This is a genomic window from Myxococcus sp. CA051A, assembly GCF_013336705.1.
Lineage (GTDB): Bacteria > Myxococcota > Myxococcia > Myxococcales > Myxococcaceae > Myxococcus > Myxococcus llanfairpwllgwyngyllgogerychwyrndrobwllllantysiliogogogochensis.
Genome location: NZ_JABUMS010000010.1, coordinates 145,857 through 171,553, shown reverse-complemented (window position 1 = coordinate 171,553; position 25,697 = coordinate 145,857). Strand labels below are relative to the sequence as shown.

At 69.7% G+C, this 25,697-nt stretch carries 16 protein-coding genes; 5 read left to right on the top strand and 11 right to left on the bottom strand.

Annotation, left to right across the window (positions count from 1 at the left end; all coding sequences use genetic code 11):
- Nucleotide 1: 1 nt before the first annotated feature.
- The 9 genes from HUA74_RS27660 to HUA74_RS27620 form a co-directional block, all read right to left on the bottom strand.
- Nucleotides 2–694, bottom strand: coding sequence for a radical SAM protein (locus HUA74_RS27660; protein ID WP_141648668.1), 693 nt, complete (start codon nucleotides 692–694; stop codon nucleotides 2–4).
- A gap of 187 nt (nucleotides 695–881) precedes the next feature.
- A complete protein-coding gene (locus tag HUA74_RS27655; protein WP_174456954.1) occupies nucleotides 882–1,820 on the bottom strand; it encodes an oxygenase MpaB family protein in 939 nt (312 codons plus the stop codon).
- Nucleotides 1,821–1,897: 77 nt separating this feature from the next.
- Nucleotides 1,898–2,734, bottom strand: a complete 837-nt coding sequence (nudC, locus tag HUA74_RS27650; protein ID WP_141648670.1) for an NAD(+) diphosphatase — start codon at nucleotides 2,732–2,734, stop codon at nucleotides 1,898–1,900.
- A gap of 142 nt (nucleotides 2,735–2,876) precedes the next feature.
- Complete coding sequence (gloA, locus tag HUA74_RS27645) at nucleotides 2,877–3,263, bottom strand: lactoylglutathione lyase (RefSeq protein WP_141648671.1); 387 nt, start codon at nucleotides 3,261–3,263, stop codon at nucleotides 2,877–2,879.
- Between the two features lie 56 nt (nucleotides 3,264–3,319).
- Nucleotides 3,320–5,635, bottom strand: coding sequence for a hypothetical protein (locus tag HUA74_RS27640; protein WP_174456953.1), 2,316 nt, complete (start codon nucleotides 5,633–5,635; stop codon nucleotides 3,320–3,322).
- Between the two features lie 199 nt (nucleotides 5,636–5,834).
- The gene (locus HUA74_RS27635) at nucleotides 5,835–6,245 is read right to left on the bottom strand and encodes a hypothetical protein (protein WP_174456952.1); all 411 of its coding nucleotides are present in this window, start codon (nucleotides 6,243–6,245) and stop codon (nucleotides 5,835–5,837) included.
- Between the two features lie 114 nt (nucleotides 6,246–6,359).
- Entirely contained in the window at nucleotides 6,360–7,586 is a 1,227-nt protein-coding gene (locus HUA74_RS27630; RefSeq protein ID WP_254625280.1) for a nitronate monooxygenase family protein, read from the bottom strand.
- Nucleotides 7,587–7,732: 146 nt separating this feature from the next.
- The gene (locus HUA74_RS27625; protein ID WP_141648674.1) at nucleotides 7,733–8,182 is read right to left on the bottom strand and encodes a GNAT family N-acetyltransferase; all 450 of its coding nucleotides are present in this window, start codon (nucleotides 8,180–8,182) and stop codon (nucleotides 7,733–7,735) included.
- 3 nt (nucleotides 8,183–8,185) lie between these two features.
- The gene (locus HUA74_RS27620; protein ID WP_174456951.1) at nucleotides 8,186–11,035 is read right to left on the bottom strand and encodes a TonB-dependent receptor domain-containing protein; all 2,850 of its coding nucleotides are present in this window, start codon (nucleotides 11,033–11,035) and stop codon (nucleotides 8,186–8,188) included.
- A 180-nt stretch (nucleotides 11,036–11,215) separates the two neighbouring features.
- On the opposite strand from HUA74_RS27620, the gene HUA74_RS27615 reads away from it, so the two are divergent.
- Nucleotides 11,216–11,797 (top strand): Uma2 family endonuclease, encoded by a 582-nt coding sequence (locus HUA74_RS27615; protein WP_174456950.1) that lies wholly within the window; start codon nucleotides 11,216–11,218, stop codon nucleotides 11,795–11,797.
- Between the two features lie 3 nt (nucleotides 11,798–11,800).
- Here the strand turns inward: HUA74_RS27615 and HUA74_RS27610 are convergent, their stop codons facing one another.
- Complete coding sequence (locus HUA74_RS27610; RefSeq protein WP_174456949.1) at nucleotides 11,801–16,642, bottom strand: AAA domain-containing protein; 4,842 nt, start codon at nucleotides 16,640–16,642, stop codon at nucleotides 11,801–11,803.
- A gap of 60 nt (nucleotides 16,643–16,702) precedes the next feature.
- Nucleotides 16,703–17,146, bottom strand: a complete 444-nt coding sequence (locus tag HUA74_RS27605; RefSeq protein ID WP_174456948.1) for an HIT family protein — start codon at nucleotides 17,144–17,146, stop codon at nucleotides 16,703–16,705.
- A gap of 257 nt (nucleotides 17,147–17,403) precedes the next feature.
- Here HUA74_RS27605 and HUA74_RS27600 point away from each other — a divergent pair, with 257 nt between their 5' ends.
- From HUA74_RS27600 to HUA74_RS27585, 4 genes are all read left to right on the top strand, one after another.
- Nucleotides 17,404–19,092: a carboxypeptidase-like regulatory domain-containing protein gene (locus HUA74_RS27600; RefSeq protein WP_174456947.1), complete on the top strand. Its 1,689-nt coding sequence runs from the start codon at nucleotides 17,404–17,406 to the stop codon at nucleotides 19,090–19,092.
- Nucleotides 19,093–19,373: 281 nt separating this feature from the next.
- Nucleotides 19,374–21,122 (top strand): Ig-like domain-containing protein, encoded by a 1,749-nt coding sequence (locus tag HUA74_RS27595; RefSeq protein WP_174456946.1) that lies wholly within the window; start codon nucleotides 19,374–19,376, stop codon nucleotides 21,120–21,122.
- 173 nt (nucleotides 21,123–21,295) lie between these two features.
- A complete protein-coding gene (locus HUA74_RS27590; RefSeq protein WP_141646727.1) occupies nucleotides 21,296–21,766 on the top strand; it encodes a response regulator in 471 nt (156 codons plus the stop codon).
- 119 nt (nucleotides 21,767–21,885) lie between these two features.
- The gene (locus tag HUA74_RS27585; protein ID WP_371817319.1) at nucleotides 21,886–25,695 is read left to right on the top strand and encodes an SUMF1/EgtB/PvdO family nonheme iron enzyme; all 3,810 of its coding nucleotides are present in this window, start codon (nucleotides 21,886–21,888) and stop codon (nucleotides 25,693–25,695) included.
- The last annotated feature ends 2 nt before the right edge of the window (nucleotides 25,696–25,697 follow it).

The following is a 25,697-nucleotide window of genomic DNA, read 5'->3' as shown; positions in this document are numbered from 1 at the left end:
TTCAGACGCCGCGCGCGTTCGGCTCCCAGAGGTACTTGTGCATCTGGAGCTGGAAGCGGACGGAGAGCCGGTCCTCGATGGTCCACTCCGCCAGCTCGCGCGGGTGGAGCTTTTCGAACACGGTGGAGAACAGCAGCGCGAAGGGCTTCTCGGCCAGCCGGTGCTCGGCGATGAGGGCCTTGGACCAGTCGTAGTCCTCGCGCGAGCCGATGACGAACTTCAGCTCGTCGTTCGCGTTCATCGACGCGAAGTTGCGCAAATCATTGCGCGCGGCCTCGCCCGAGGAGGGCGTCTTCATGTCGACGATTTTGTGCACGGCCGGAGGCACCAGCCGCACGTCGATGGCGCCGCTGGTCTCCAGCAGCACCGTGAAACCCTCGTCGAGCAGCGACTGCATCAGCGGGTAGACGCCGGGCTGGAGCAGGGGCTCGCCGCCGGTGATTTCCACGCGCGGGGTGCGCAGCGCCTTGATTTCCTCGATGACGTCCGCGTTCTTCCGACGCGCGCCGCCGTGGAAGGAGAACTCGCTGTCGCAGTAGGTGCAGCGCAGGTGACAGCCGGTGAGGCGGATGAAGGCGCACAGCAGGCCGGCGTGCGAGGACTCGCCCTGGAGAGAGAGGTAGATCTCCTTCACCACCACGGAGTCAGCGGTGGGAACGAGGCGGGGCTCGATGTGGGGACGCGCGGCGGGCATGGCTTCTTCGTGAGGCGAAGGGAGCGGCGCTTCAACCCCAGTCAGCCCGGGAGGTCAAGCCGTCACCCCAATCCGGAGCCAACGTCCCGGGAGCGCCCCGGGATTCCCGGACCCTGGCCGTCGCCTCGGGAAGCGGCCCGGGCGAGGCGAAGTCCGTGGAATCTGGAGCACTTGCGGCCTTCCGGGCTCAGGAGCCGCCCGTCCCCTGGGCCCGTGGGGCGTGTCCTTCTTCCTCCGAAGCCGTGGCCGGGCGGTGGTGGTGCACGGGGCAGGTCTTGGGGAAGGTGCCGAGTTGCTCGACGACGTGGCCCTTCGGGTAGGTGCGCACGCTGGAGTTCTCGCGGCCGAACCTGGGCACCTCTCGCGGAGGCAGGGCGTAGCGCACGAACTTCCCGCGCAGCTTGAGCGCGGTGCGGAACACCTTCCGGGTGAGCGCGGAGGGGCGCGCGTAGTGGAACGCGTCCAGCAGCGCGTCCTCCATCAACGTGCGAGCGAACAGCTTCACGAGCTTCTTGGGCGCCAGGTGGGACGGCGGGAAGGTGGTGAGCAGCTCCAGCGTGGAGTCGGCCACCGCCTGGCTGCGCGCATCGAAGGCGAAGTGCTTCGCCTCATAGCCGTCCATGAGCGCGACGAAGTCCGCGTGGGTCTCCGGAATGTCCTGGATGCCCATGTGGCGGCCCACCGCGCGGTAATAGTGGGTCCACGCCTCCGCCTCGTGCGGAGTGAAGGGCCGCCAGCCGAACTCGCCCACCCAGCGCACGGGGGTCACCACGAAGGTGGAGAGCACGTAGCGCATGTCCTCGTTGGAGATGTCATAGGCGCCGTGCATCTGGTTCATCCGGCGGAAGGCGCTGTGGCCGGCGGGGCTGGCGATGCCGTGCTCGAGGATGGCGTCGAGGATGAGCACGGTGTCGTCGTAGCGCTTCTGGGTGCGCTCGGTGAACTCCCCCGTCTCGTGCAGCAGTATCCCGATGCTCGGCACCGCGTAGGTGCGGAACAGCGCGAAGCTGAGCGCCTGGGTGATGTCCCAGGGGAACTCCTGGGTGGCGAGGATGCGAACGATGTCCTCGTGCTGCGTCCGGGCATCGAGGCCGTCTGTGCGGTCCCGCAGTGCGAAGCGATTCATCCAGGTCCCTCCCGCGAAGGAAGAAGGGACGCTAGCCGATGGCGCCAGGGCCTGCTTATTGGCACCCCCGGTCGCTGTCAGCCTCTGGGCGTCGGGCCCTTCACGCGCTCGATGAAGGCGTCGATGAGGTGCCGGGCGATGCTCAGGCGCGGCGGGACGCGGGGCAGCTCGTCGGGGTGGAACCAGTGGGCCTCTGCGATTTCCTTGCCGTCCACCTGGATGTCGCCCCCCGCGTACTCGGCGGTGAAGCCCACCATGAGCGAGCGCCCGAAGGGCCAGGGCTGCGAGCCGAAGTAGCGGATGTTCTTCACCTCGATGTTGACCTCTTCCTTCACCTCGCGCGCGACGCACTCCTCCAGTGACTCACCCGCGTCCACGAAGCCCGCGAGCGTGCTGAACATGGGCTCCGGCAGGGTGGAGTTGCGCGCGAGCAACATGGTGTCGCCCTTGGTGACGAGCACAATCATCGCGGGGGAGATGCGCGGGTAGAAGGGTGTGTTGTCCACCGTGCAGCGGCGGGCGCGCTCACCGGAGACCAGCTGCGTGGGCTGGCCACAGCGCCCGCAGAAGCGGTGCTGGATGTCCCACTCGGCGATGGCGAGCGCGCGGCCGGCGATGGCGAAGCGCACCTCGTCCAGTCGCTTGTAGAGCGAGCGCGCGGGCACGAGGGTGGTGCCCTCAGGCGGCGCGAAGTCCCGAGGCAGGGGCGCGGCGTAGCAGTCCACTCCGTCCAGCACGCCCAGGTAGTGGGCCGCCGAGGCGAACTCGGGGAGCGTGGAGCCGGTGGGCAGGCTGATGGCGCCCTCCCGCTCGATGATGAGCAGCTCCATGCCGCGCGAGAGGAAGAGCAGGGCGCTGTCGCGCGGTCGGCTGGGGGGCTCGTGGCTGGGGAGGAAGGAAGGGCTGGGGCTCACGTGGCCACCTTAATGGCCCGCGACGGGCGACGCAGGCTTCGTTGTCACCCAGGCGCCCGGGGGGAGGGGCGGAGCGCACCCGTGGCGCGTCACGGGTGAACGGTGGCGCGGCCACGGTGCGGGTGACGAACTGGCGACGGGACTAGGTGTCCTTCTGGATGAGCTCCACGCGGTAGCCGTCCGGGTCCTCGACGAAGGCGATGACGGTGGTGCCGTGCTTCATCGGCCCGGGCTCGCGCACCACCTTGCCACCGGCCTGTCGAATCGCATCGCACGTCGCGCGGATGTCCGGCACGCCCAGCGCCACGTGGCCATAGGCCGTGCCCAGCTCGTACTTCTCCACGCCCCAGTTGTGCGTCAGCTCCAGCGCGGGGTGGGTGTCCTCGGGGCCGAAGCCCACGAAGGCCAGGGTGAACTTCCCGTCGGGATAGTCGTGGCGGCGCAGCAGCTTCATTCCGATGACCCGCGTGTAGAAGTCGAGCGACTTCTCCAGGTCCCCAACGCGCAACATGGTGTGCAGGATTCGCATGCGCGCTTCATAACCCCGGGAGCGTCGCGCGTCTCGGCGCGCTGTCGGCTCCCGGACTACGGGTTCACGGAAGACTCATTGGCCCGGACGTTCCGTGGAACGGTGAACGTCCCCACGTACACACGGCCCTCGGACACCTGTGCTCCGTCCGTGCCGAGCACGTCGACGCGGGACTGGTCGCCGCCCGCGTGCCACAGGCCCACCAGCACGTTCCACGTTCCGGGCCGCCAGCCCCGCGTGGAGAGGGAGAAGGCGTCGCGCAGCAGCGTGTCCCGAGGCGCATCCGCGAAGAACCAGGTGCCGCCCAGCACCGGATGGTCCGAGCCCATGCGCTGGCCCTCCGCCGACACCACGTGCACGAAGATGCCCACCGAGCGGGGCACCGGCCCCGTCGTGCGCCAGTGGAGCACCAGGGGGGTGATGCCTTCCGCGTCCGGCTCCGCGGGCACCTCCGCCGCCACCAGCTCCACGGGCACATCGAAGCGCGCGTTCACCTGCCGCGCCTCGGGGGGAAGCGCCGCCACCGTCAACGGCGAGCCATCCGCGTTGCGCGGGTCCGGTTTCGCGACGGGCTCAGGCCACGCCATCGCGAGCACACCCCACACGGCGAGGGGCACGGCGGACACGCCCAACGCTCCGGGCCACGGCAGCCGATGACCGCGCCGCTCGCGCCACATGAGGAAGGAGAGCCCGGCCCACGCGAGCGCCGACACGAGCGTGCCTCCGAGTCCCGAGCGGGGCAGGAAGCTCAGCACCACCTGCTGGCGGCCTTGCGGCACGCGCACGCCGAGCAGTCCGTCACGCGAGATGACCTCGCCCTGCGACGACTTCCAGCCCGGGTGCCAGTTCTGGTTGACGAGCAGCACGGTGGGCCGCGTCGCGTCCACTTCGATGGACACGCGGTTGGGCGTCCACTCCACGCGCTTCGCGGTGCCCGCGCCGGGCTCCTCCAGATACTCCTCCTGGCTCAAGTCTCCGCGCAGCTTGGAGGACATGGGCACGGGCCACGCCTCGCCACAGGCGATGGAGCCCCGGTTGAGCGCGAGCAGGTGTCCTTGCGACCAGCGATTGCCGCGCGCCTGGGCGAAGGGCTGCTCCCGCTCCGCGGGCATCGCAGTCATCTGCGCCCAGCGCGAGAGGTTGTCGAAGGCGCGAAGCTGCAAGCCCCAGCTGGAAATGGCCACGGCGCACGCGGCCACGGCGGCCCAGGTCCACCGGGAGGGCGCGCGCCACGTGCGCGAGAGCAGCGCGGCGAGCCCCAGCGCGGCCAGCTCCGCGAGGAAGAAGCAGGTGGGGACGAGGAAGCGCTCGGGGTAGCGGAACGTCTCGAAGATGGGGAGCGTGCGCAGGCCCGCGAACAGCGAGGGCGTGGCCGAGTAGCCCGCCGCCATCCACGCGCACAGGCCCGCCATGACGGCGGGGTAGAGCGCGCGGCGTCGGGCGAGGGCGAGGGCGGGCAGCGCGAGCAGGAGGGCCGCGGGCGCGAAGTAGAAGTTGCCCGGGTCGCTGTAGCCTGCGCGCGCGGGGAGCTGGAGCAACATCTTCGTCAGCGGCACGAGCGCGTTGCCCGGCGTGCCCGCCATGACGCGCGGCGAGGAGCGCATCGTCTCGATGAGCGGCCAGAGCCGGAAGGCACATGCGGCCAGGGTGAAGCAGGCGGTGATGCCCAGGGCCCACAGCGCCTCGCGCCGTCGAGGCATGCCGCGCATCCCGTACAGCGTGCGTCCGGTCTCCAGCGCGACGAAGAGGGCGCCCATGGGCACCGGGTAGGTGCCACCGAAGCTGAGCAGCAGCGCGAAGACGCCGCCCACGAGCGCGACGCCAGACAGCTTCCCCTCCGCGACGCGACGCGTGCCCACGAGCAGCCACGGCAGCAGGAGGAAGCCCGCGAAGTTGAGCCAGCCGATGGACCAGGACAGGGCGGTGAAGCCCATCAACCCGAAGAGGGGCGCGGCGCCCAGTGCGCCTGTCGCGGAGCCCACGCGCCGTCGGGCGTAGTGGAAGAAGCCCTCCATGCCGAGCACGAGGAAGACCCACAGCAGAATCGGCTCCGCGCGGCGCGGGCCCACGAGGGAGGACAGCACCACGGTGGGCGCGAAGACGCGCGTCTGCGGACTGCCCAGGGCGTACTGGCCACCGCAAGACCAGGGGTTCCACAAGGGCAGTTGTCCGTAGTGCGTCACGCTGCGCGTGCCCGCGTCCTCGTACGAGTCGAGCAGGTGCGAGTCGCGGAAGTCGTTCATCCCTCCGGCGAGCGACAGGGAATGCCAGCACGCGGCGAGCGCGAGGACGCCGAAGAGGGCCAGGCGCACGCTCGTGAGCGAGGCGGCGCGGTGGGCGGCGCGGAGCAGTCCGTGGGAGGAGGTCGTCATTCGGGAGGGAGCGCGCCGATGCGCGAGAAGACGGGGGACGCGCCGGGCATCAAGGGACGCGAGCAGAAGGAGTCAGGCACGGAGCGGCGGCGACCTCGCGGGAAGACGACGGGGCCGGGCCTCGGGCCTCGGCGAAGGGTCGTGGCGAGCGCGGGCCGACAGTGGCCTCGCGAAGCGAGGGTGGAGTTCGTGCCGGGCATCAGTCGTAGAACGGACGGGGCTTGCACGGGCTGGCGGAGGCCTTGCGCGGCGGGAGGATGGGGGCCGCCGAGCGCAGCTCGGTGTCGATGGCGTCGAACACGTCCGTCACCGGCACGTCGCGCCTGCGCGCCTCGCTCATCACCCAGCCTCGCTCCGATGCGCCGAAGTCGTCGTCCTGGGACCAGTGGTCTCCGGGGAACGAGTGCATCGAGCGCCGACGCCAGTGGGGCTCCGCCTCCGCGGCGGCCCGGCCCACGAGGACACGCTCCTCGGCGGACAGTCGCCGCGACGGCGTCCTCACCTCCGAAGTCACCGCCCGCGCCACCGCCACGCCGCCACACAGCGCGAGGGCCATCCAGCCCGAAACCGCCACGCGCCGCCAGCGCGCCTGTGTCGTCGTCATCGTCATGGGACCCACCTGTCTTCCGTGGGTTCCTACTCCAACTTCCCCGGCCGCTTCACCCGTTTCAGCGGGAATGGCGGCGGGCGGAGCACCAGGGCACCGTCCGCCGGGCACCTCGACTCAGGAGCGGTCGTTCTCGTCGGCGTCCGCTTCCAACTCGTACGGGTTCGCCAGCAGCCGGTGCGCGCCCTCCATCATCTCCACGACGATTTGACCGGCGGGCAGCACGCTCTCGATGCGCGCCATGCTGGAGCCGCTGGCGGGCAGCACCATCTCCTCCAAGTCACCCTGCGTGTCGGGCGTGGGCACGAAGGCGCTGAAGCGCGGCATCGTGTAGAGCGCATCGCCACCCGACAGCCCCGGGTACAGCCGCGTGGTGCCAATGGAGTCCGTGGGGTTCGTCGGCGCACGTGCCTCGCGGCCCGCCCACTCGCGCACCACGCGGTTGCGCAGCACGCGCTGACGCGGCCCGGACCACTCGGGGCCGAAGAGGGTGGTGAAGTCGGAGTCGCGCGCGTCTCCGTCCACCACGCGCTGCTTGTAGCCCGGGTGCGCGTACGCCTCCACGGAGGCCACCATGCGCGTGCCCACCCAGACGCCGTCCGCGCCATGGAACAGCGCGCGCGCCGCGCTCAGCCCATCCGCGATGCCACCAGCGGCGAGCAACGGCAGCTCACCCACCAGCGCGCGCAGCTCCCGCACCAGCTTCAGCGTGGGCGTGGTGCCCCGGTTGTAACCCGCCGCCTGTCGGCCCTGTGCGATGAGTCCGTCCACGCCCAGCGCCAGCGCTTCCTTCGCGAACTCCACCGAGCTCGCCTGCACCCAGACCTTCGTCCCCGCGGCCCTCAGGTCCCTCACCCAGTCCGCGGGCGGCAGGGCCCAGTGGAAGGCGACCACCGGTACGTGCTCGGCGATGCACGTGTCGATGTGCTCGCGCGTGGTGAAGTCCCCCGCTCGCGCGCGGTCGAGGATGAAGTCCACGCCGAAGGGGCGCTGCGTGCCGGCGCGGATGGCCTGGATGCGCGAGCGCAGGAAGGGCGCGGGCTCCGGTGCCGAGCCCAGCATGCCGATGCCTCCCGCCTCCGACACGGCGATGACCAGCGGCGGCAGCGCCACGAAGGCCATGCCCGCGCTGACGAAGGGATAGTGCACGCCCAAGTCACGCGTCAGCCGCGTGTGCAGCGTGTTGTCCTCCAGGACGTGGATGGGCGGACGCCGAGGCGCGCGGCCTTCCTCTGACTCGGCTGGCGAGCCCTCGTCATCCAGCTCGCTGTCCCCAGGACCCCCCGAGGGGCCGGCCCGGTGGGAAGGGGGCGCGGCGCGTCCGTCGTTCGTTCCGTTCATCATGTCTCCTCGGTGTCGCTGGCCCGCTGACCTCTCGCGAAAGGTTACCAGCATCCCCTGCCTGTTGAGGTCAGGGGGCAACGGGGCGGTGGTCCGCCCGGGTGCCCGAAGACATTCGGCGGTGTCGAGTGGTGAGCACCCGCCCCGGCCTACGTCGCGAGTGACTTCTCCATGTGTCGGTGGGGAATCCCCACTTCCGTGAACGCTTCCGCATACACGGAATAGCCCAGGCGTTCGTAGAAGGGGACGACCGCCTGCCGTGCATGGAGGTGGACGTGGGTGACGCCGCGTCGCACCAGCTCCGCTTCCAGCGCATGGACCAGTCGAGCACCCAGGCGCTGACCCTGCAGGTGGGGCGTCACCGCCATCTGGAAGAGGCGTCCACCGTGCGAGTCCTCGGGGTGGAAGAGGACGCACCCCAGCACGCTGTCACCCTGGTGGGCGACCAGGTGGAGGCTCTGTGCCTCGAAGGGAAACTTCACCGCGTCCCGCGTGTGGCCCAAAGGCTCGCGCAGCACGCGGAAGCGCAGCTCCAGCTCCGCCTCGTAGAGCGCGTGCCCGGGCTGGATGAAGGTGAACTCGAAGTCGGCCTCGCCCATGCGTCAGAACGTTCCCGTGAGCTGGAGGGTGAAGGTGCGTCCGTACTGCGGCACGGGGGCGATGGAATTCTCGTCCGACACGGGAATCTGGTACTCGGAGTCGAGCAGGTTGTGGACGCCGGCGAAGTAGCGCAGCGGGCCATAGTCACCGGAGAGCCCGAAGCCGACGAGCAGCGCCTCACCGCTGTCGGCTCCACCCGGGCCGGTGGGGCGCGCGCTCTGGTAGGTGGCCTGGGTGGCCAGCCGCATGTCGCCGTTGCCCACCGGCATCAGCAGGCGTCCGGAGACCAGGTGCGCGGGTGACGCGGAGGCCACCACGTCCGCCGCGTTGCGCAGCTTCACGTACGAGTAGCTCACGTCCACCAGCAGCCAGCGTCCCGGCTGCCAGTGCACGCCCGCCTCCGCGCCCCACGCCAGCGTGGTGCCGCTGTCATTGACGAAGCGCAGACACGGGGTGCCGCCACACTCGGTGGAGGGGGCGTCGTCGGTGCGCAGCTGCACCAGGCTGGAGATGCGGTTGTGGTAGCCGGCCACCGACAGGCGCAGCTCGTCCGTCAGGTCGTGCGAGTGCTCCAACTCGAAGGTGGTGATGGTCTCCGGCTCCAGCGAGCCCGGGGGCGCCTGGGTGATGCCGTCCGTGTAGTAGAGCTCGTAGACGTTGGGCGCGCGGAAGGCCTTGCCGGCCACCAGCTTGGTGAGCCCCGCGTCATAGGGACGGGCGATGAGGGCCAGTCGCGGGGTGATGGGGGTGGTGTCCAGGTCCAGGTACTTGTCCAGACGCAGGCCCGCGGAGAGGCTCAGGCGCGGGTGCAGTCGCCACTCGTCGAGCAGATACGCGGACAAGAGGGTGCGCGACTTCTCGTCCAGGGGGGCGTTGCTCGCCGTCTGCCGCACGCTCAGCTGTCCCTGGGCCTCCACGCCGAGCGTGAGTCTGTTGCCCTCGAAGATGCCCACGCGTGCGCGCACCTCGCCGCTGACCCAATCCGCCGCGCCGCCCTCCTTGTTTGAGCCACCGGCGTCCTCCGGATAGACGTAGATGCCTTCGTAGCGGCTGATGTCGAACGCGGCGCGCGCGGACAGGCTGAAGCGCTCGGTGAACTCGCGCTCGTAGCGGGCCTCGACGAAGGCGCGCAGGTCCTCCACGGTGTTGCCCTCGGCGCCAGGCACGGTGCCGTAGGGGGCGGTGGGCAGCTCCTTCGAGCGGACGTTGAGCTGTGCCTGGAAGGACACATCGCCCAGACGGGCGCGCATGGAGCCGGTGGCGGCCCGCTCCGCGTCCAGGCCGTTGACGAGCACGTCCGCCAGCGACGGGTCCAGGCGCCGCAACCGCGTGGTGTCCGCGCCGGAGGCCGTCAGCGCCGAGGCGCTCACCAGGATGGAGCGATTGCCGTCCTCCCACGAGGCGGTGACGTGTCCGCGCGTGGTGTTCAGCGCGCCCACCGCGCCGGTGACTTCCAGGTGGTTGTCCGGGCCCAATGACTCGCGCGGCACCACGTTGATGACGGCGAAGAAGGCGCCGGTGCCGTACAGGGCGCTGCCAGGGCCGCGCACGACTTCGATGCGTTCGACCTCCATCAGGTCCACGTTGAGGTCGTGGGCGGCGTAGCCCTGGCCGGCCCACACGTCGTTCATGGCGTGGCCGTCCCAGAGGATGAGGACGCGGGTGTTGAGGTCTCCCGGGGGCGAGAAGCCGCGCACGCCCAGGTACGTATAGGTCCGGTCGTCGGTGATGTAGAAGCCGCGCACGCCGGAGAGCGCCTCCGCGAGGGTGCGCCAGCCGAACGCGCGCAGTTCCTCCTGGGTGAGCACGGTGGTGGAGGCGGGCGCGTCGTCCACGGCGACCAGGCTCTTGGATGCGGCGCGGACGGGCGGGGGGGCGTAGCGCAGCTCCGCGTGGACCTTCACCTCCTGGTCCGCGACCACGGTCACCTTCTGGCGCAGCGGGCGCACCTCGCGGCTTTCGACCTCCAAGGCGTGCTCACCTTCGGGGAGGGTGACGACGGTGGGGGTGAAGCCCGCGGGCTTGCCGTCCACGCGCACGGTGGCGCCGTCGCGGTTGGCGGTGACGACGAGTCGGCCGGAGGGGCGGTCCTGCACGCGCAGCGCGACGGAGAGCGGGACGCTGCCATCGGCGGGCACGTCCACCACGTACTGGCCGGGGGAGTAGCCGGGGGCGCGCACGTAGAGGATGCGCTGACCGGGAGGCAGGCGGGCGCGACCGGGCAGCTTGGTGATGACGGGGCCGTTGGGGGCGTCGCGCACCTCGGCGCCCTCGGGGGTCCCGGTGAGCTCCACGCCGCCGGTGATGAGGAACAGGTCGAAGGTCTGCTCCGTCTCACGACCGCGCGCCACGGTGACGGTGGCCTCGGTGGGACGGTAGCCGTCCTTCTTCACCATGATTTTGTGACGGCCCGGCGACAGCGCGAGCGTCTGCGGAGAGCGGCCCCGGCTGCCCAGGTCCATGCGGTCCACGTAGACGTCCGCGCCCTTGGGGACGGTGGTGACCTTGACGAGCGCCACCTTGGGGCGAAGCCGGTCCAACGAGCGCGACACCTCCGAGGCGTCCTCCGTGGGCAGGTCCTCGGTGAGCAGGTCGTTGTAGTAGCGGTACGCCTCGTTGAACTTGCCCAGCGCCTCGAAGCAGCGGGCGATGTTGAAGAGCACGTTGCGGTTGGGCACCAGCCGGTAGCTGGTGAAGTAGGAGCGCAGGGCTTCGGTGTACTGGCCCTTGGCGTAGGCGTCGTTTCCCAGCTCGAAGGCGATGTCCGCCTCGTCGGCGTTGTTGTCCGCGTACGCGGGCACGGACAGGAGCAGGAGCGATAGGACGAGAAGGCCAGAGCGAGAAGGAAGCATGGGGCGGTGACATTCTTCCTTCTATGGAATGGCAGGTCCATGGGGGCCTTTGGGTGGGCCGCCGAATGTCAGACCTCCTGAGTAGGAAGGAGTGGACACGCGGTATGGGGTGAGGTTCCACTTTGGGAGGTGGCGGGGATGTTGGAGGGGTGGGAAGTCAGAGGGGAGAGGAGCGAGGGAATGGGTGACGGACCGAAGCGGCCGGCGACATATGAGGACCTGCTCGCACTGCCGGAGCACATGGTCGGGCAGATAATCGACGGGGAGCTCATCGCCATGCCTCGGCCGGCGAGCCCGCATGCGAGAGCGAATTCTCGTCTGTATGGCGAGCTTTACGGGCCCTTCGAGCGGGGCCGAGGAGGACCTGGAGGGTGGTGGTTGCTGGTGGAGCCGGAGCTGCACTTCGGCCAGGACGTCCTGGTGCCAGACTTGGCGGGCTGGCGTCGGGAGCGGATGCCGGAGATGCCGAACGTGCCGTATTTCACCCTGGCACCGGACTGGGTCTGCGAGGTGCTCTCTCCGTCCACGGGGGCGCTGGACCGGGTGAAGAAGAAGCGCATCTACGCCCGAGAAGGCGTGGGCCATGTCTGGCTGGTGGACCCAAAGGCGCGGACGTTGGAGGTGTTCCGCCGGGAGGGCCGTCGCTGGGTGGAGCTGGGCACGTACACAGGGGACGAGCGCGTGCGTGCCGAGCCCTTCGAGGCGTTGGAGTTGGAGCTGGGCATCTTGTGGCTGCCGGAGTCGACGCCGAAGACGCCCTGAGGCTCAGTGCATGACGCGCTTGCTGGAGGTGTCCACGGCCTGTGCCGCTGTGTGCTGGCGCATGAGGAGGTCGCCCACCGTCTGGAGCACGTGGGTGGTGGCGCCCTCGGGGTCCCTGAAGAAGTGGGGCGTCCAGAGTCGGACGAGCTTCCAACCCTGGCCCTCCAGCACGGCGGTACGGAAGAGGTCCCACTCCACGCGGTCGGCGGCCTTGGGGTAGCGCGTGCCGTCGCAGAGCAGTCCCACGGTGACATCGCCTGGGACGGTGGGGTGATGCAGGGCCACGTCCACGCAGAAGCCGTCGTTGCCCCAGTTCACGTCGGAGGAGATGAGGTGACGCCGCGCGAGATGTGACGCCAGTGCGCGGGCGAAGGTGGAGCCCGCGTCGGTCTCCCGCTCGCGCACGACGAGCTCTCGTGGGGCGGAGGGCTCGGACGTGGGCAGGGCGTCTTCGCGAGAGTCCTCCGCGTGGGCGTGGGCGATGGCTTCCGCGAACTGGAGATAGGCGAAGAGCAGCCAGCCTCCGTTGGGCTGACGTCCGGCCTCCACCGGAGGCAGGGCCGTATAGGCGTCGCGTGGAATCGAGGTGACCAGGTGCACCTGCTGGCGGGCGCGGGTGACGAGCACGTTGAGGCGCCGTCCTCCGCCCGCGCTGCCGAGCGGGCCGAAGCGTCGGTAGAAGCGGCCCTGTCGGTCCGGTCCGTAGGTGGTGCTGATGATGAGGTGGTCTCGCTCGTCGCCCTGGACGTTTTCGAGGTTCTTGACGAAGAGGCCCTCGAAGGAGCCGGCGCCTCGGCGGGTGCGCGCGGTGGCGAGCCGGGCCGCGAAGGTGGCGTCCTCCGCCGCCAGCTCGTCGAGGACGTCGGTGATGGCGTCGCGCTGTGAGAGGTTGAAGCAGGCGATGCCGATGGACGGAGGTTCAGCGCGTGCGAGCAGCTCCTTCACGAGCTGGCCCACGGCGCGGGCCTCGGTGTGGTTCACTCGCTTCTCGTAGGTGCCGCCCACGGGCAGCAGTCGCAGGGGCGCGTGGGGTGCGCGGTGCGAGGGATGCGCGGGGATGGCCTGGAGGCGCTTGTCGTAGAAGTGCTCGTTGCTGAAGGCGATGAGGTCCGCGTTCTGCGAGCGGTAGTGGACGTCGAGGTAGCACTGGTCGATGTCCAGGTTGAGGGCGGCGGAGAGCAGGTCTTCCACTTCGGACTGCTGGTCCTCGAAGAGGCCCTGCTCCGTTTCGGCCTCGGTGTCCTGGCTCTGCACCACGGCGGACTCGAAGAAGCGCGTGGGAGGAAGCTGCTTCGGGTCTCCGGCGATGACGACGCGCTTTGCACGGGTGAGGACGGGCAGGGCTTCCTCGAGTCGGCACTGGGAGGACTCGTCGAAGATGACGACGTCGAAGATGGGTTGGCGCGGGAAGATTTGCGCCACCGTCTGCGGGCTGGCCATCCACACGGGGCGGGCGTCGAAGAGCGGGTCTCCTCCTTCGAGTGTCAGGCCAGTGGCGATGACCTGACGCACGCGCATGGCGCGCTCGCCTCGGAGCATCAGCCGACGGCGCAGCTCCGCGCCCTGGCCGTTGAGTCTTCCTCCCGTGGTCGCGAGCAGACGCTCCCGTTGGCGCTGCGTCCATCGGTGGAGGATGGCGTCGCGAACCAGACCGCGCTTCTTCTCCTCGAGGACGCGGTAGCGGGCCTGGGTGGCCTGGGTGCGCTCGGCGTCGACATGTTGGAGGGCGGGGTCATCGCGCAGGCGTGAGGAGACTTCCGCCGCGAGCGTGGCCTTGAGCACGGCCGTCCAGCCGGAGTCCGCGTCCACGCTCTGGCGCGCCAGGGATTCCACGGCGGGCTCCAGCGTGGGCGGCATGCCGGACAGCAGCGAGCGCATGCGCAGCATTCCCTCCACGGTGGACAGACGGGATTGAAACGCGGAGGCGATGGGGGACAGTTGGGCACCGGCGCGCAGCTCGCGCGAGCGGGTGGAGAGCCACGGAGCGCGGAGGAGTCCGGTCTCGGCGAGTCGCTTCTCCAGCTTCACCACCGCCGCGCCTCGTGCCGGGGACTGACGGAGGCCCGTGAGCAGCGATTCGCGCGCGGCGGCATCTCCCGTCAGGGCCCGGCGCACGGCGTCGCGGCACGAGGCGAGCAGGGGTGTGCTGTCCAGCGTGCCCAGTACATCGAAGAGGGCGCTGTGCGTGCGCAGGTCCCGAGACAGCAGCTCATCGGGAAGGCTCGTGGAGGTGGAGCGGGAGATGCCCACGGCGGCGGAGCCCGGCTCCACGCTGGAGTGGGCGAGGCCCACGGCGGAGGAACTCGGAGCAATGGAGGGTGGAGGGAGGCTCGCGGCAGTGGAGCCCTGCGCCCTGGTGGAGTGAGAGCCGCTCGAGGTAGCAGCACCCTGCGCCATGGTGGAGTGAGAGCCGCTCGAGGTCGCAGTGCCCCGCGCCGTGGTGGAGTGAGAGCCGCTCGCGGTAGCAGCGCCCGGCGCGAGGGTGGAGCGGTGGAACTCGCTCAGCAGCGCGCGTGCGCGGGCGCCCGTGAGGAAGCGGCTGACGCGCTCCGCGGGGTCGGCACCCAAGGTGAGGCCAAACTGCTGGAGCACCTTGCGAGCGCCTGCCTTCCGCGCAAAGCAGAAGAAGGCGTACCACTTGCTAGCGATGCCCAGGTACGCGCCCAGCGTGGCGAGCGCCGTGGACAGCACGCCCAGGGACTGGGGCTGCTCGCGATGAATCAGCGCGAGCTCCGTGTCGAGAGGCCCCTCGGCGAGCACCTTGACCTGGGGCGCCAGTCCGTCGAGCTGGGTCTTCGCGGTCCGCACCGAGTCCGCGGAAGCCGCGCTCCAGTATGAGAGGACCTCTGGGCTCGCGGCCTCCAGCAGTGGGGCGAACTGCTCGGCGAAGGTGGCGCGCGCGATGCCCTCGGCTTCGGGCTCCGCTCCAAATGACGGGATGTGCGGGGAGGCGAGGGCGTCGGCGTCGCGGGCCGCGTTGACGGTGGTGCTCAGCCGTTCACGGTAGGTGGCCAGCGGCGTGGCGAGATACGTGGCCAGGTCCACGCCCAGGGCTTCGCGCCAGGGGTTGTCCGGGTAGCCTTCCTTGAGTGCGCGCTCGAGGACTTCGCGGGTCTCTCGCTCGCGCGGAGTCACGTCCGCGAGCCGGGCGGAGGTGAGGGAGGCCGTGGAGGGAGTGAACTCAGCGGGAGTCTCGAGGGAGAGCCACTGGCCCACCAGCTCGTGGAAGGAGGGCGCGGTGCCGCCCGCGGGGCGCTCGGAGAGGGCGCGCTCGGCGGTGGTGAGTTCGTCGTGGAGGGTCTGGAGCTCATCGTCCACGCGCGACAGCTCCTTCGTCACGGCGGCATCTGTCCGTGCTTCGGGCAGGGTGTCGAGCTGCTCGCGGATCCCCATGTAGAGGTCTCGCTGGTCCCTCTGCGCGTCATGCACGACGGCGCACAGGTTCCCCAGCCCCAGGTGGTCCAGACGGTGCTTCACGACGTCGAGCGCGGTGCGCTTGTCACAGACGAACAGCACCCGCTCACCCCGGGCCAGATGGTCACCGATGGCGTTGGCGATGGTCTGCGACTTCCCGGTGCCAGGAGGGCCGTGGATGACGAGCCCCTGGCGGCTGCGCGCCAGTCGCACCGCGCGGGCCTGACAGGGGTCCGCGATGGTGACGAGCCGCTCCTCGGCGGCGAGCTTGAGGCCCTCCAGGTTCCGCTCTCCGCCGCCCGCGTGAGCTGACTGCCCGAGTGACACATCCACGCGCAGGAAGCTCTCCAGCGGTCCCGAGATGGGCTCACCGTCCACGAGGGCGCGCATGTCATCCACGAGGCTCTGGTTGGACAGCGGGTACAGGCCGAGCACGGCGCAGGGGAGGATGGAGGCTTGCGGGCCGCCGTCCTCATCCGTGCGAGGCACAGCGGTCAGGAGCGTGTCGGCAGTGAAGGTCGCGGGGGCTGGCAGCTCCAGGGCCTTGGAGACGAGGGCGACCAGCTCGTTGACCTCGCGCCACGGCTCAATGCCATCGTCATCGGCGAAGAGCTCGCCGAAGCGCTGACCTGTCTGCTGTTCGAGCCAGGCGAGGAGCGCGGTGTTGGGTGCGACGCGGTCCACGCCTTCTTCGGCCCCCGCCAGCTCGACGGAGGGCGCGCGTCCCTTTTTCAGGGTGATGCGCACGGGGACAAAGGCGATGGGCGCCAGGATGCGCCGGGTGCCGAAGCCTCGCTTGTCCTTGGCGCTCGGGGGCAGGTGCAGCAGCGGGAAGCCGACGTGAAGGACATGCGCTCCGGTGTCCTGCTCGAAGATGCGAGCATCCTCGACGATGGCGGCGAGCTTGCGCAGCAGGGCCTGTTGTTCCTCTTCCGCGCGAGTCTTCGCGGGGCTCTCGTCCTCGGAGCCCGAACCGGTCGTGAGGTCCGTGGTGTCGCCGGAGGTCGTGAGGTCATCCAGCGAGGTCCCGGTGCGAGACGTGGAGAGGGCCTCGGCCCGAAGGGGCGGAGCCTCGTTCAGGTCCATGTCGACCTCCGCCGTGGCTCGAGTCGCCGCGAGGTCGTCCGGAGCCTCGGGGCTCGGGCGCGCGCGCTTCTCGCTCACGGAGGACTTGGGTCCCGTGCGTGCCGTGACAGGGGATGCCCGGAGCATGTCCGGAGGCTTCACGGCGAGCCGGGCCGCGGCCTTGTCTCCGAGCAGGGCGGCCAGCACCGCGTGGGGTGGGGTGCCGTCGAGCCGGCTCAGCACGGACAGGTCCAGGCGCTGCCGACTGTGGTGGGGGCGACAGTTGATGCTCGGTCCGGACGCGAGCGCGGCGTACAGCCGCTCGAGCATCTTCTCGAGGACGCGGTTGCGGGACTCGGACGACACGGCGGTACCTCTCTCCAGAGGAGGGAGGTCGCTGTCTACCATGGGGCCCTGAGAGGGGCCTCAGTCCGTCAGTGAGGCGGCGAGCGAGCGGGCGGCGGCCTCCAGTGTCTCGGCCGGGAGATGATCCGCCGGGGCGGCGTCGAACACCGCGCGGCCCCACAGGCGCTGAGGCGTGTCCCGGAAGCGAGGCACCAGGTGCAGGTGGCAGTGGCGCAGCACGTCGCCGATGGCGAACGCATATGCGTGCTCGGCGCCGAGGACCGCGCGTTGGGCGCGCATCACCCGCGCGGCGAACGCGCCCAGCTCGCGAGCCGTGGCGTCATCCAGCTCGTACCAGGCACGTGCATGGTGCTCGCTGGAGATGACGACCCAGCCGGGAACGGGACTGGGGCCCGCGACGCCATGCAGCACCAACCCCGGGGCTCGGGCCAGGATGCCGCCCACGGGACGGTGCTCGCCGCGAGCAATGGCACAGCCGAGACACGGTTCATTCACATCCACCATGGAGCCACCGTAGCAGTCGGTTTTCGCCGGGGAAGCCGCGTGCGGAGGCGCATCGCACCAGGGCGGGTCGCATGGGACCCGCTGAAAAGTAAGAGAATGGGAGGGGTGTGATGTGATCCCTAGGGGTGCGGTGTATCGGTTGTGGGAGGGGTGTGAGTGCGACTGTCGCCTGCTTGACGTGGAGGGGCCGGGTCGGAGAGTGTCCGCCCCACGCTCTTGGGGGCGTGAGAGCTCAAGCAAATCTTTTCAAGGTGGGGATGATGAAGAAGCATCTGGTCATGGCCGTGGTGCCGTTCTTGGCGCTGGGGTGCGGTGATGATTTCAAGGATGAGAACGGGGATGGCATCGCCGACGGCATTCGTGAGCCGGACAGCGTGACGGTGGTGACGCCCGCGACGCCGAAGGGGACGGTGTCGGGCCAGGTGTTGAGCACGGACCTCAAGGCGTTGTCCGAGGCCACGGTGGAAGTCACCATCGGCAGCTCGGCGGATCCGCTCTCGGCGACGACCGACGCGAAGGGCAACTTCGAGTTCAAGGACGTCCCGGCTGGCTCCCAGGTGCTGCTGACCTTCACCAAGACGGGCTATGCCACCCTGCGCGCGAGCTCGACGATTCCCTCGTCGGCCGGCAACGTGCCCATCAACAACGCCAACGTGAGCTTTGGTCCCGTGACGCTGACGCGGCTGGACGGCTCGCTGCGCTTCCTGCTGGTGACGCCGCAGGGCCGTCCCGCGGCGAACGTACGCGCGACGCTCGAGGCCTCGCCCGCGGGCACCATCATCCTGTCGAACACCGACAACACCACGCGCGTGGTGAGCACGGTGGTCGTCGAGGCGACGTCCGACGACCAGGGCGTGCTGACGTTCCAGGGCATCCCGACCGCGCAGGAACTGGCGCGTCTGAGCCAGGGCCAGTACCGGCTGTGGGTGTCCGCGGTGGACTCCAACAGCGACGGCGTGCCGGAGACCAATGGCTACGTGGGCACGTACCCGGCCTCTAACGTGGTGGCCTCTGGCACCACGCGCCTCATCAACCTGCCCAACTCGCGGGATACGTCCCTGGGCTCCCTGAATGTCGAAGGCAGCAACGTGGCGATGCTGCGGGGTGCCGCGGATCCGCATCCGCTGCGCAACATGGTGCGGCCGGGCGAGCCCATCTACCTGTACTTCAACCAGCCCGTGCAGCAGAGCTCCCTGCTGGCGCGTTTGACGGACGAGTACGCCAAGGAGGCGCTGCCCGTCACGGTGGCCCTGGGCAATGGCGGCTACAGCGCCACCATCACCCCGGGCAACGGGGTGGTGCAGGCGGGCAAGGAGTACAACATCGACCTGCGCGCCGTCTCCGTGGAGACCGGTGAGCTGTACTCTCGCGTGGGCTACTTCTTCGGTGGTGAGGTCGGCTCCGTGTCGCCGGTGACCATCGCGGAGGCGCGCTACCAGGAGACGTCGTTGACGTCCCCCACCTCGCAGCAGCTCAACGATGGTGAGCGCATCTACATCAACTTCAGCTCCCCCGTCTTCACGCCGTTCTTCCTGAGCGACGCCGCGAAGGTGCAGGTCTTCTTCAACTTCGACATCGACAACAACGGCACCGTCGGCGGGGCCTCGTTTGGCGAGGTCAACAACTTCAGCGGCCAGGGTTTCGTGCTGAATATCGACGAGCCCACGTCTCCTTACGTGACTCGCTCGGTGCAGCCTGAGCGGCCTGTCTTCGCCATCAGCGCTTCGGGCTACAGCACCCGTTACTCGTTCATCTACACGACGGTCACCGCGACGCCCCTGGTTTCGCTCATTCCGAACAACGTGCCGTTCCAGGTCGCGTTCTCGAAGCTGGGTGGGCGCGGCGTCAACCAGACCTACGAGAGCATCTGGGGTCAGCCGATCACCACGGACCTGGCGGTCACTGGCATTGCGATTCAGGCGGCTCCCACGCCTCCTACGCCGTAGCACCCGGCTGGGCTTGAGCCCGTCGACATTGCTTCGTTGAAGCATGACCGCGCCTCCGTGAGCCTGCTCACGGAGGCGTTGGTGTTTCTGGCTCCGAATCCTGGCGCGTGGACTCAAGTCCATGTTCCGGGATACTCATTCCTGGCGCCCCTCCGAAGCGCGCACCTGCTTCCCGCGAAGAGTGGGCTTTCGACGCCCGACTCACGCTGGAACAGGGATTGCCACGGCTTCATCTCATGCATCCATTCCTTCTCCGCGTCTGTTTGATTTGCCTGGGGCTCATGGCGGGAGCCTGCATCGACGTTCCCGAAATTCAGCAGGTCACCGAAGACACGGACGCGGGGCATGTCGAGCCAGCAGATGCTGCGACGCCCGACGCGGGTGCCCCATCCTTGGAGCTGGGGCTCGTCACGCCGAGGACGGCCACGAACGGCGCTCTCGATGTGCGGGTCGAGGTGAATGGACCCGTTCCAGACCTGGTGGAGTTGCTGGTCGACGGGGAGCGCGTCGCGACGCTTCTCCCGCCATACAGAATGCAGTGGGAGACCCAGGTCCTCGCGGAGGGCCAATACGAGCTTCACGCACGTGCGACCCTGGGCTCCAAGGTGTTTCTCAGCGCGCCGCATCCGCTCACCGTGGACCGGTCTCCACCGTCATGGGTTTCTCGCACTCCCTCGACGGGGGCTCCCTTTGTTCTCGTCGGTCAGGTGGTTCAGGCTGTCTTCTCGGAGCCGCTGGACCCGACGACGGTCCATTCGAACTCCATTCGGATGTTCGGCGGTGCGGACGTCATCGCCGCGGACGTGTCCCTCTCCGCCGATGGGACGACGGTGACCGTGAGTCCACTTTCGCGTCCTCCGCTGGATGTGCTCGTGAAGGTGACGTTCGGTAACTCGGTAACGGATGTTGCGGGCAACCCGGTGCCGGCCGGGGAGGAGTGGAGCTGGTCCCTGCCTGGCTTCCTGCCTCTGGGAGACTTCTTGTTCACGGAGTCGAGGACAAACACGTCATCTTTCTACGAGGCGCTCCGGTTGGACTCTGCTGGACGACCGGTCGTGGCCTGGCTTGATGAGCAACGAAACGGGGTGTACGTGCGCCGGTGGACCGGAGAGACCTGGGAGTTGTTGGGAGCCGGGTTGCGCACAGCCTCTCCCGCGCAGAGCCCTTCAAGCGTTGCCCTCGCATTGGATGCCAACGACGAGCCCGTCGTGGCCTGGAGCGAGGACCTGGGCTCCGTGGTCTATGTGCATCGTTGGAACGGAGCAGGTTGGGAAGCAATGGGAGCGGCCATTCCAAGCCCGCTCAGTCCCTGGGGTGTCTCCCTGGGCAGGAATGCAGCGGGGCAGTGGCATCTGGGCTTTGCATCGGGGCGTTATGAGGGGTCTCAGCTCCTGGTCTGGAGGTGGGAGAGTGACCACTGGGCTCAGTTGGGAGCGGCGCTCAAGGTGGTCCCGACAGCGTCGATGATAGGGTCGCGCATGGAGTTTCGTGGTGCGCAGGGCCCTCTCGTGACGTGGTCCGAATGGGCAGGCGTCGATAATCAACGGGGACACATGCGACGCTGGCAGGAGGGAGGCTGGCATGCCATTCCCCTGGCTTCCCAGAACCCCGGGGGTGCATGGGGGTTGGATGTCTTGGAGCGTCCCCTCAATCTCGTGGCTTCTGGGGATGGGGTCCGGCTTCGCGCCTGGGATGAAATGGATTGGGTTCAGCTAGGGACACCGATGGCGGGCCGCTTCGCGGGAGCGACGCAGGTTGCCGCCTTGGGATTGGCCTTGGACCCGGCCGGAAACCCAGTGGCCATGCTGGGAGAAGCGGAAGTCTCGGAGCAGACGGAGACATATTATGTTCGCCGCTTGCGTGACGGTGCTTGGGAGGATTGGGGAGGACTGCTCCGGCCCCTTCCTGATGGAGCCCGGAGCAGGCGTGCCTTGTTCGCCGTCACGCCTTCGGGTCGAGTTCTCATGGTTCGGGCCGAAACCACTGCTCCGAATGTGCAGCCCATCCGGGTGTACATCTCCAACGAGTGAGCAGCCCGATGTGCTTGTGCGGCGGTGACGCGTCCACCTTCGTCCTCGCGGTCCCCACCGTTCTCCATTGAACGGTGGGCAGGGGGGGCTCGAGTCGTAGTGGGGTGGGCGCGATGGTGGATGCGTGCATAGATTGTCCACCGCTGTTTCCCCACACGTGAGGCGCCTGTTCCATGAAGCACACGGCCACCCCCACTTCTGAAGACAGGGTCTCCACCGCGACGTCGGATGCGTCAGGCGGGGGACGCAAGCGGGTCCTGGTCGTCGACGACTTCGACGACGCCCGGGAGATGTATGCGGAGTACCTGGAGTTCGTCGGCTTCGAGGTGGATACCGCCCGGGATGGCATGGAGGCGGTGGAGAAGGCCCAGTCGAGCGAGCCGGACATCATCCTCATGGACCTGTCCCTGCCCGTCATGGACGGCTGGGAGGCCACCCGGCGCATCAAACAGGACCTGCGCACGCGCGACATCCCGGTGATGGCCCTGACCGGCCACGTCCTCGCCGGCAACGCGGAACACGCACGCGAAGCGGGTGCCGACGAGTTCGTCGCCAAGCCGTGCCTGCCTCAGGACCTGGAAAACAAGATCCGAAACATGCTCAAGCCGAGCAAGGCTCGTAAGCGGGAAGGGCAGGAGGGCTGAGTCCTTCGCGAAGGGTGAGTGCCCACCACCCGACACTTCCCTGAGCCCCCCGCCGTGCCGGCGTCGCAACGAGCCGGGCCAGGGTTGCCGTTCCAACCTGGGATGCATACGCCCTCATGGTGGGAATCCCTGCCGCCTCGCCGCAGCCGGACGCGTGGGCTCCGCCCCAGGAGTTCGACGAGTACCGAATCGTGCGGCCCATCGGTCGTGGGCGGACAGGCCGTGTGTATCTCGCCCAGGACACGCTCCTCGAACGCCCGGTGGCGGTGAAGTTCATCCCCGCGCTCGGCTCCAATGCCCTGGCCCGCTTCCTCGTCGAGGCCCGCGCCGCCGCGCGCATCCAGCACCCCAACGTCGTCACCCTCTACCGGGTGGGACAGCTCGACGAGCAGCCCTACCTCATCTCGGAGTTCATCCGGGGCGTGAGCCTGGACCGGCTCGTGAAACCCCTGCGCTGGGAGCGCGTGCTCACCATCGGCCGTGATTTGGCCCGGGGCCTGAGCGCCGCCCACCGTCGCGGTGTCCTCCACCGCGATATCAAACCCGGCAACGCCGTGCTCACCGAGAGCGGCGCCGTGAAGCTGCTCGACTTCGGGCTCGCCAAGCTCCTGGACAGCGCCGCCGGAGCCGATGACGCCCCGCCTCCGCGAAACCCCGCGCCTCCAGAGCTGCCGGCGGACCTGGACCCGGAGGCCAACCCGCACTTCTCCGCGCGCTCCCTGGACGGCGTCTTCCTGCCCTCGCTCCCCCAGGGCGCGCTGGTCGGCACGCCCTACTACATGTCTCCCGAGGCCTGGGCGGGCGAGGACCTGACGGCCCGCAGTGACGTGTACTCGCTCGGCGTCGTCCTCTACGAACTCTGCGTGGGCCGTGGCCCCTTCCGGGACGTCGTCTGGCGCGAACTCCCGCATGTGGTCCGCACCCAGGACGCGCTCCCCCTGGCGGACGTCGCCCCCCACGTCGACGTCGCCTTCGCCGGGGTCATCGACCGCTGCCTGCGCCGCGAGCCCTCCGAACGCTTCGCCTCCGCCGCGTTGCTCCTGGAGGCCCTCGAGGCCCTGTCGCGCGAGGACGCCCCCACCCACGTGCCCGAGGGCAATCCCTACCGGGGCCTGCGCGCCTTCGAGGCCGAGCATCGCGCCCTCTTCTTCGGCCGCCGCCGCGAGTGCCGCGCCGTGCTGGAGCGGCTGCGCGCCGAGTCCTTCCTGCTCATCACCGGCGACTCCGGCGTGGGCAAGTCCTCCCTGTGTCTGGCCGGCATCCTCCCCTCCGTGGCCGAGGGCGGACTCGAGGATGGACGGCGCTGGCACTCCGTCCGACTGGTGCCGGGCCGCAAGCCCGTCGCCGCGCTGGCCGCGGCGCTCGCGCCCCTCCTGGCCGTGGACGAGGAGCCCCTGGCCGAGGCACTCCGCTCCGAGCCCTCGTGTCTGGTTCGCAGACTCCGGGCGCGCCTGGGCGCCCGCGAGGGACTGCTCGTCTACGTGGACCAGCTCGAGGAACTGGCGACCCTGGCCGAGCCCCTGGAGGCGGCGCTGGCGGGACAGGCCCTGGGCGGGCTCGCGGAGGGCGCCAGTGGCGTGCGCCTGCTGGCCTCCAGTCGCAGCGACTTCCTCACCCGGCTCACGTCCGTGCCGGGCCTGGGCGCGGAAGTCCCTCGCGCGCTGTACCTGCTGCGCGCCCTCACGTCCGAGGAAACACGGGACGCCGTCACCGGCCCCGCGCGCGTGAAGGGCGTGCGCTTCGAGTCGGAGGCGCTGGTGGACTCGCTCGTCACGGCCGCGGCCGAGGGTGGGCTCCCGCTGCTCCAGTTCGCGCTCGCGGAGCTGTGGGAGGCCCGCGACGCGAAGGCCCAGGTGATTGCCCAGGCCGCGCTGGACTCGCTGGGCGGCGTCGCGGGCGCGCTGGCGAAGCACGCGGACGCGGCGGTGGAACGATTGCTGCCGGACCAGCGCGTGGCGGCGCGGGGCGTGCTGCTGCGCCTGGTCACCGCCGACGGAACCCGGGCGCGCAAGACGGACCGGGAGCTCGCGGGAGAAGACGTGCGCTACCGCGCGGCGCTGGAGGCGCTCGTCCGGGCCCGACTGCTGGTGGCGCGCGAGGCACCAGAGGGGACTTCCTACGAACTGGCCCACGAGGCCCTGCTCTCCGGTTGGAACTCGCTGGCCCGCTGGCTCGCGGAGGCCGCCGAGCGTCGCGAGGTCCAGGCCCTGCTGGAGACCGCCGCGGCGCACTGGGAGAAACACAACCACTCGCGCGAGCTGCTGTGGGGGCCTCGCCAGCTCGCCGAGGCGGCGGTGCTCGACTCGGGCGAGCTGACTCGCCGCGAGCAGGACTTCCTGCGCGCCTCGCGCCGCACCCTTGTGCGCAGCCGCGGCGTCCGCCATGCCCTGGCCGCGGGCTTCATCCTGTCACTCGGCCTGGTGTACGGCGGGCTGAAGCTGCGCGAGCGTTGGAGCCTGGAGCGTCAGGTGCGCGCGGAACTGGACGAGGCCCGGCACTCCCTGGAGACGGTGGTGGAGACGAAGGACCTGCTCCACTCCGAGCGCGCCGAGGCCTTCCGTCTCTACGGCAGTGGCCAGAAGCTCGACGCGGACCGGCTGTGGAGCAAGAGCGTCGCCCGCGCCGCGCAGTTGCGGCATCGCTTCGATGGTGTCTCGGGACGGCTGGAGCGGGCCCTGGCCCTGGCGCCGGAGCGGCCGGACGTGCGCGACGCTCTCGCGGACTTCCTGTTCGAGCGCGCGCTGTGGGCCGAGCAGGACGGCGAGTCCGCGGCGCTGCCCACGCTCCTGCAACGCCTGCGGCTCTATGACACACAAGGCGAGCGCTGGAAGCGGTGGACCGCGCCCGCGCGCCTCACCCTGGATGTCGCCGCGCGCGACGTGGAGGTGGAGCTGCGTCCCGTGACGCGGGATGCGCTCGGCAACGAGCAGCCAGGGCCTGCGCTGCCGTTGGAGTCGGAGCCCTGGATGGACGTCTCCGTCCCACCCGGGCCGTACCAGCTCACGCTGCGCGCGTCACACCACGAGCCGGTGACGCAGCCCTTGTTGTTGCGACGCGGAGAGGCTCGGCGGCTGGAGCTGCGGCTGCCGCGCGCGGGCTCGATTCCCGCGGGCTACGTCTTCGTGCCACCGGGTGAGGTGCGCTTTGGCAGCGCCGCCGATGCCAGCGTCCGTGAGTTCTTCAACGCGGTGCCACAGCACGCGGTGCAGGTGCCGGGCTTCCTCATCGCCCGCCACGAGGTGACGTACGCCGACTGGCTCACCTTCCTCGAGTCGATGTCTCCCGAGCTGCGCGCCTCGCGCCTGCCTCACGTGGGCACGGGCGGGTATGCGGGGCACCTCTCGCTCGACCGGGTGGACGACGTCTGGCGACTGCGCTTCCAGCCCGGCAACGTGCCGTACGAAGCGCGTGCGGGAGAGCCGGTGCGCTACGCGAATCGCGCGCGGCGGGGCGAGCAGGACTGGCTGCGCTTCCCGGTGAGCGGCATCTCCTTCGCGGACGCGGAGACGTACGTGTCCTGGCTGTCGTTCAGTGCCCGCGTTCCTGGCGCGCGGCTGTGCTCGGAGCTGGAGTGGGAGCGCGCCGCGCGGGGCGTGGATGGACGCGAGTTCCCGCACGGCGACAGGCTGGGCCCAGACGACGCCAACATCGACGCCACATACGGCAAGCAGCCCGGAGGCTTCGGCCCGGACGAGGTGGGCAGTCATCCCGCGTCGCGCAGCCCCTTCGGTGTGGACGACATGGCTGGCAATGTCTGGGAGTGGACGCGCTCGTGGCTGGAGCCGGGGCGCGCGGTGGCTCGGGGTGGGAGCTTCGCCTTCGCGGCCACCTCCGCGCGCGCGACGAACCGGGAGCTGCCGGAGCCCTCGCTGCGCGACGTGACGATGGGCCTGCGCGTGTGCGCGGACCTGCCCACATCATCGCCTTGAGG

Bases quoted from the DNA above. Each gene is read 5' to 3' on its own strand.
- HUA74_RS27620 (WP_174456951.1), bottom strand. From the start codon at position 11,035: ATGCTTCCTTCTCGCTCTGGCCTTCTCGTCCTATCGCTCCTGCTCCTG.
- HUA74_RS27660 (WP_141648668.1), bottom strand. From the start codon at position 694: ATGCCCGCCGCGCGTCCCCACATCGAGCCCCGCCTCGTTCCCACCGCT.
- HUA74_RS27600 (WP_174456947.1), top strand. From the start codon at position 17,404: ATGATGAAGAAGCATCTGGTCATGGCCGTGGTGCCGTTCTTGGCGCTG.
- gloA (WP_141648671.1), bottom strand. From the start codon at position 3,263: ATGCGAATCCTGCACACCATGTTGCGCGTTGGGGACCTGGAGAAGTCG.
- HUA74_RS27640 (WP_174456953.1), bottom strand. From the start codon at position 5,635: ATGACGACCTCCTCCCACGGACTGCTCCGCGCCGCCCACCGCGCCGCC.
- HUA74_RS27595 (WP_174456946.1), top strand. From the start codon at position 19,374: ATGGCGGGAGCCTGCATCGACGTTCCCGAAATTCAGCAGGTCACCGAA.
- HUA74_RS27590 (WP_141646727.1), top strand. From the start codon at position 21,296: ATGAAGCACACGGCCACCCCCACTTCTGAAGACAGGGTCTCCACCGCG.
- HUA74_RS27615 (WP_174456950.1), top strand. From the start codon at position 11,216: ATGGGTGACGGACCGAAGCGGCCGGCGACATATGAGGACCTGCTCGCA.
- HUA74_RS27605 (WP_174456948.1), bottom strand. From the start codon at position 17,146: ATGGTGGATGTGAATGAACCGTGTCTCGGCTGTGCCATTGCTCGCGGC.
- HUA74_RS27630 (WP_254625280.1), bottom strand. From the start codon at position 7,586: ATGATGAACGGAACGAACGACGGACGCGCCGCGCCCCCTTCCCACCGG.
- HUA74_RS27625 (WP_141648674.1), bottom strand. From the start codon at position 8,182: ATGGGCGAGGCCGACTTCGAGTTCACCTTCATCCAGCCCGGGCACGCG.
- HUA74_RS27655 (WP_174456954.1), bottom strand. From the start codon at position 1,820: ATGAATCGCTTCGCACTGCGGGACCGCACAGACGGCCTCGATGCCCGG.
- HUA74_RS27635 (WP_174456952.1), bottom strand. From the start codon at position 6,245: ATGACGATGACGACGACACAGGCGCGCTGGCGGCGCGTGGCGGTTTCG.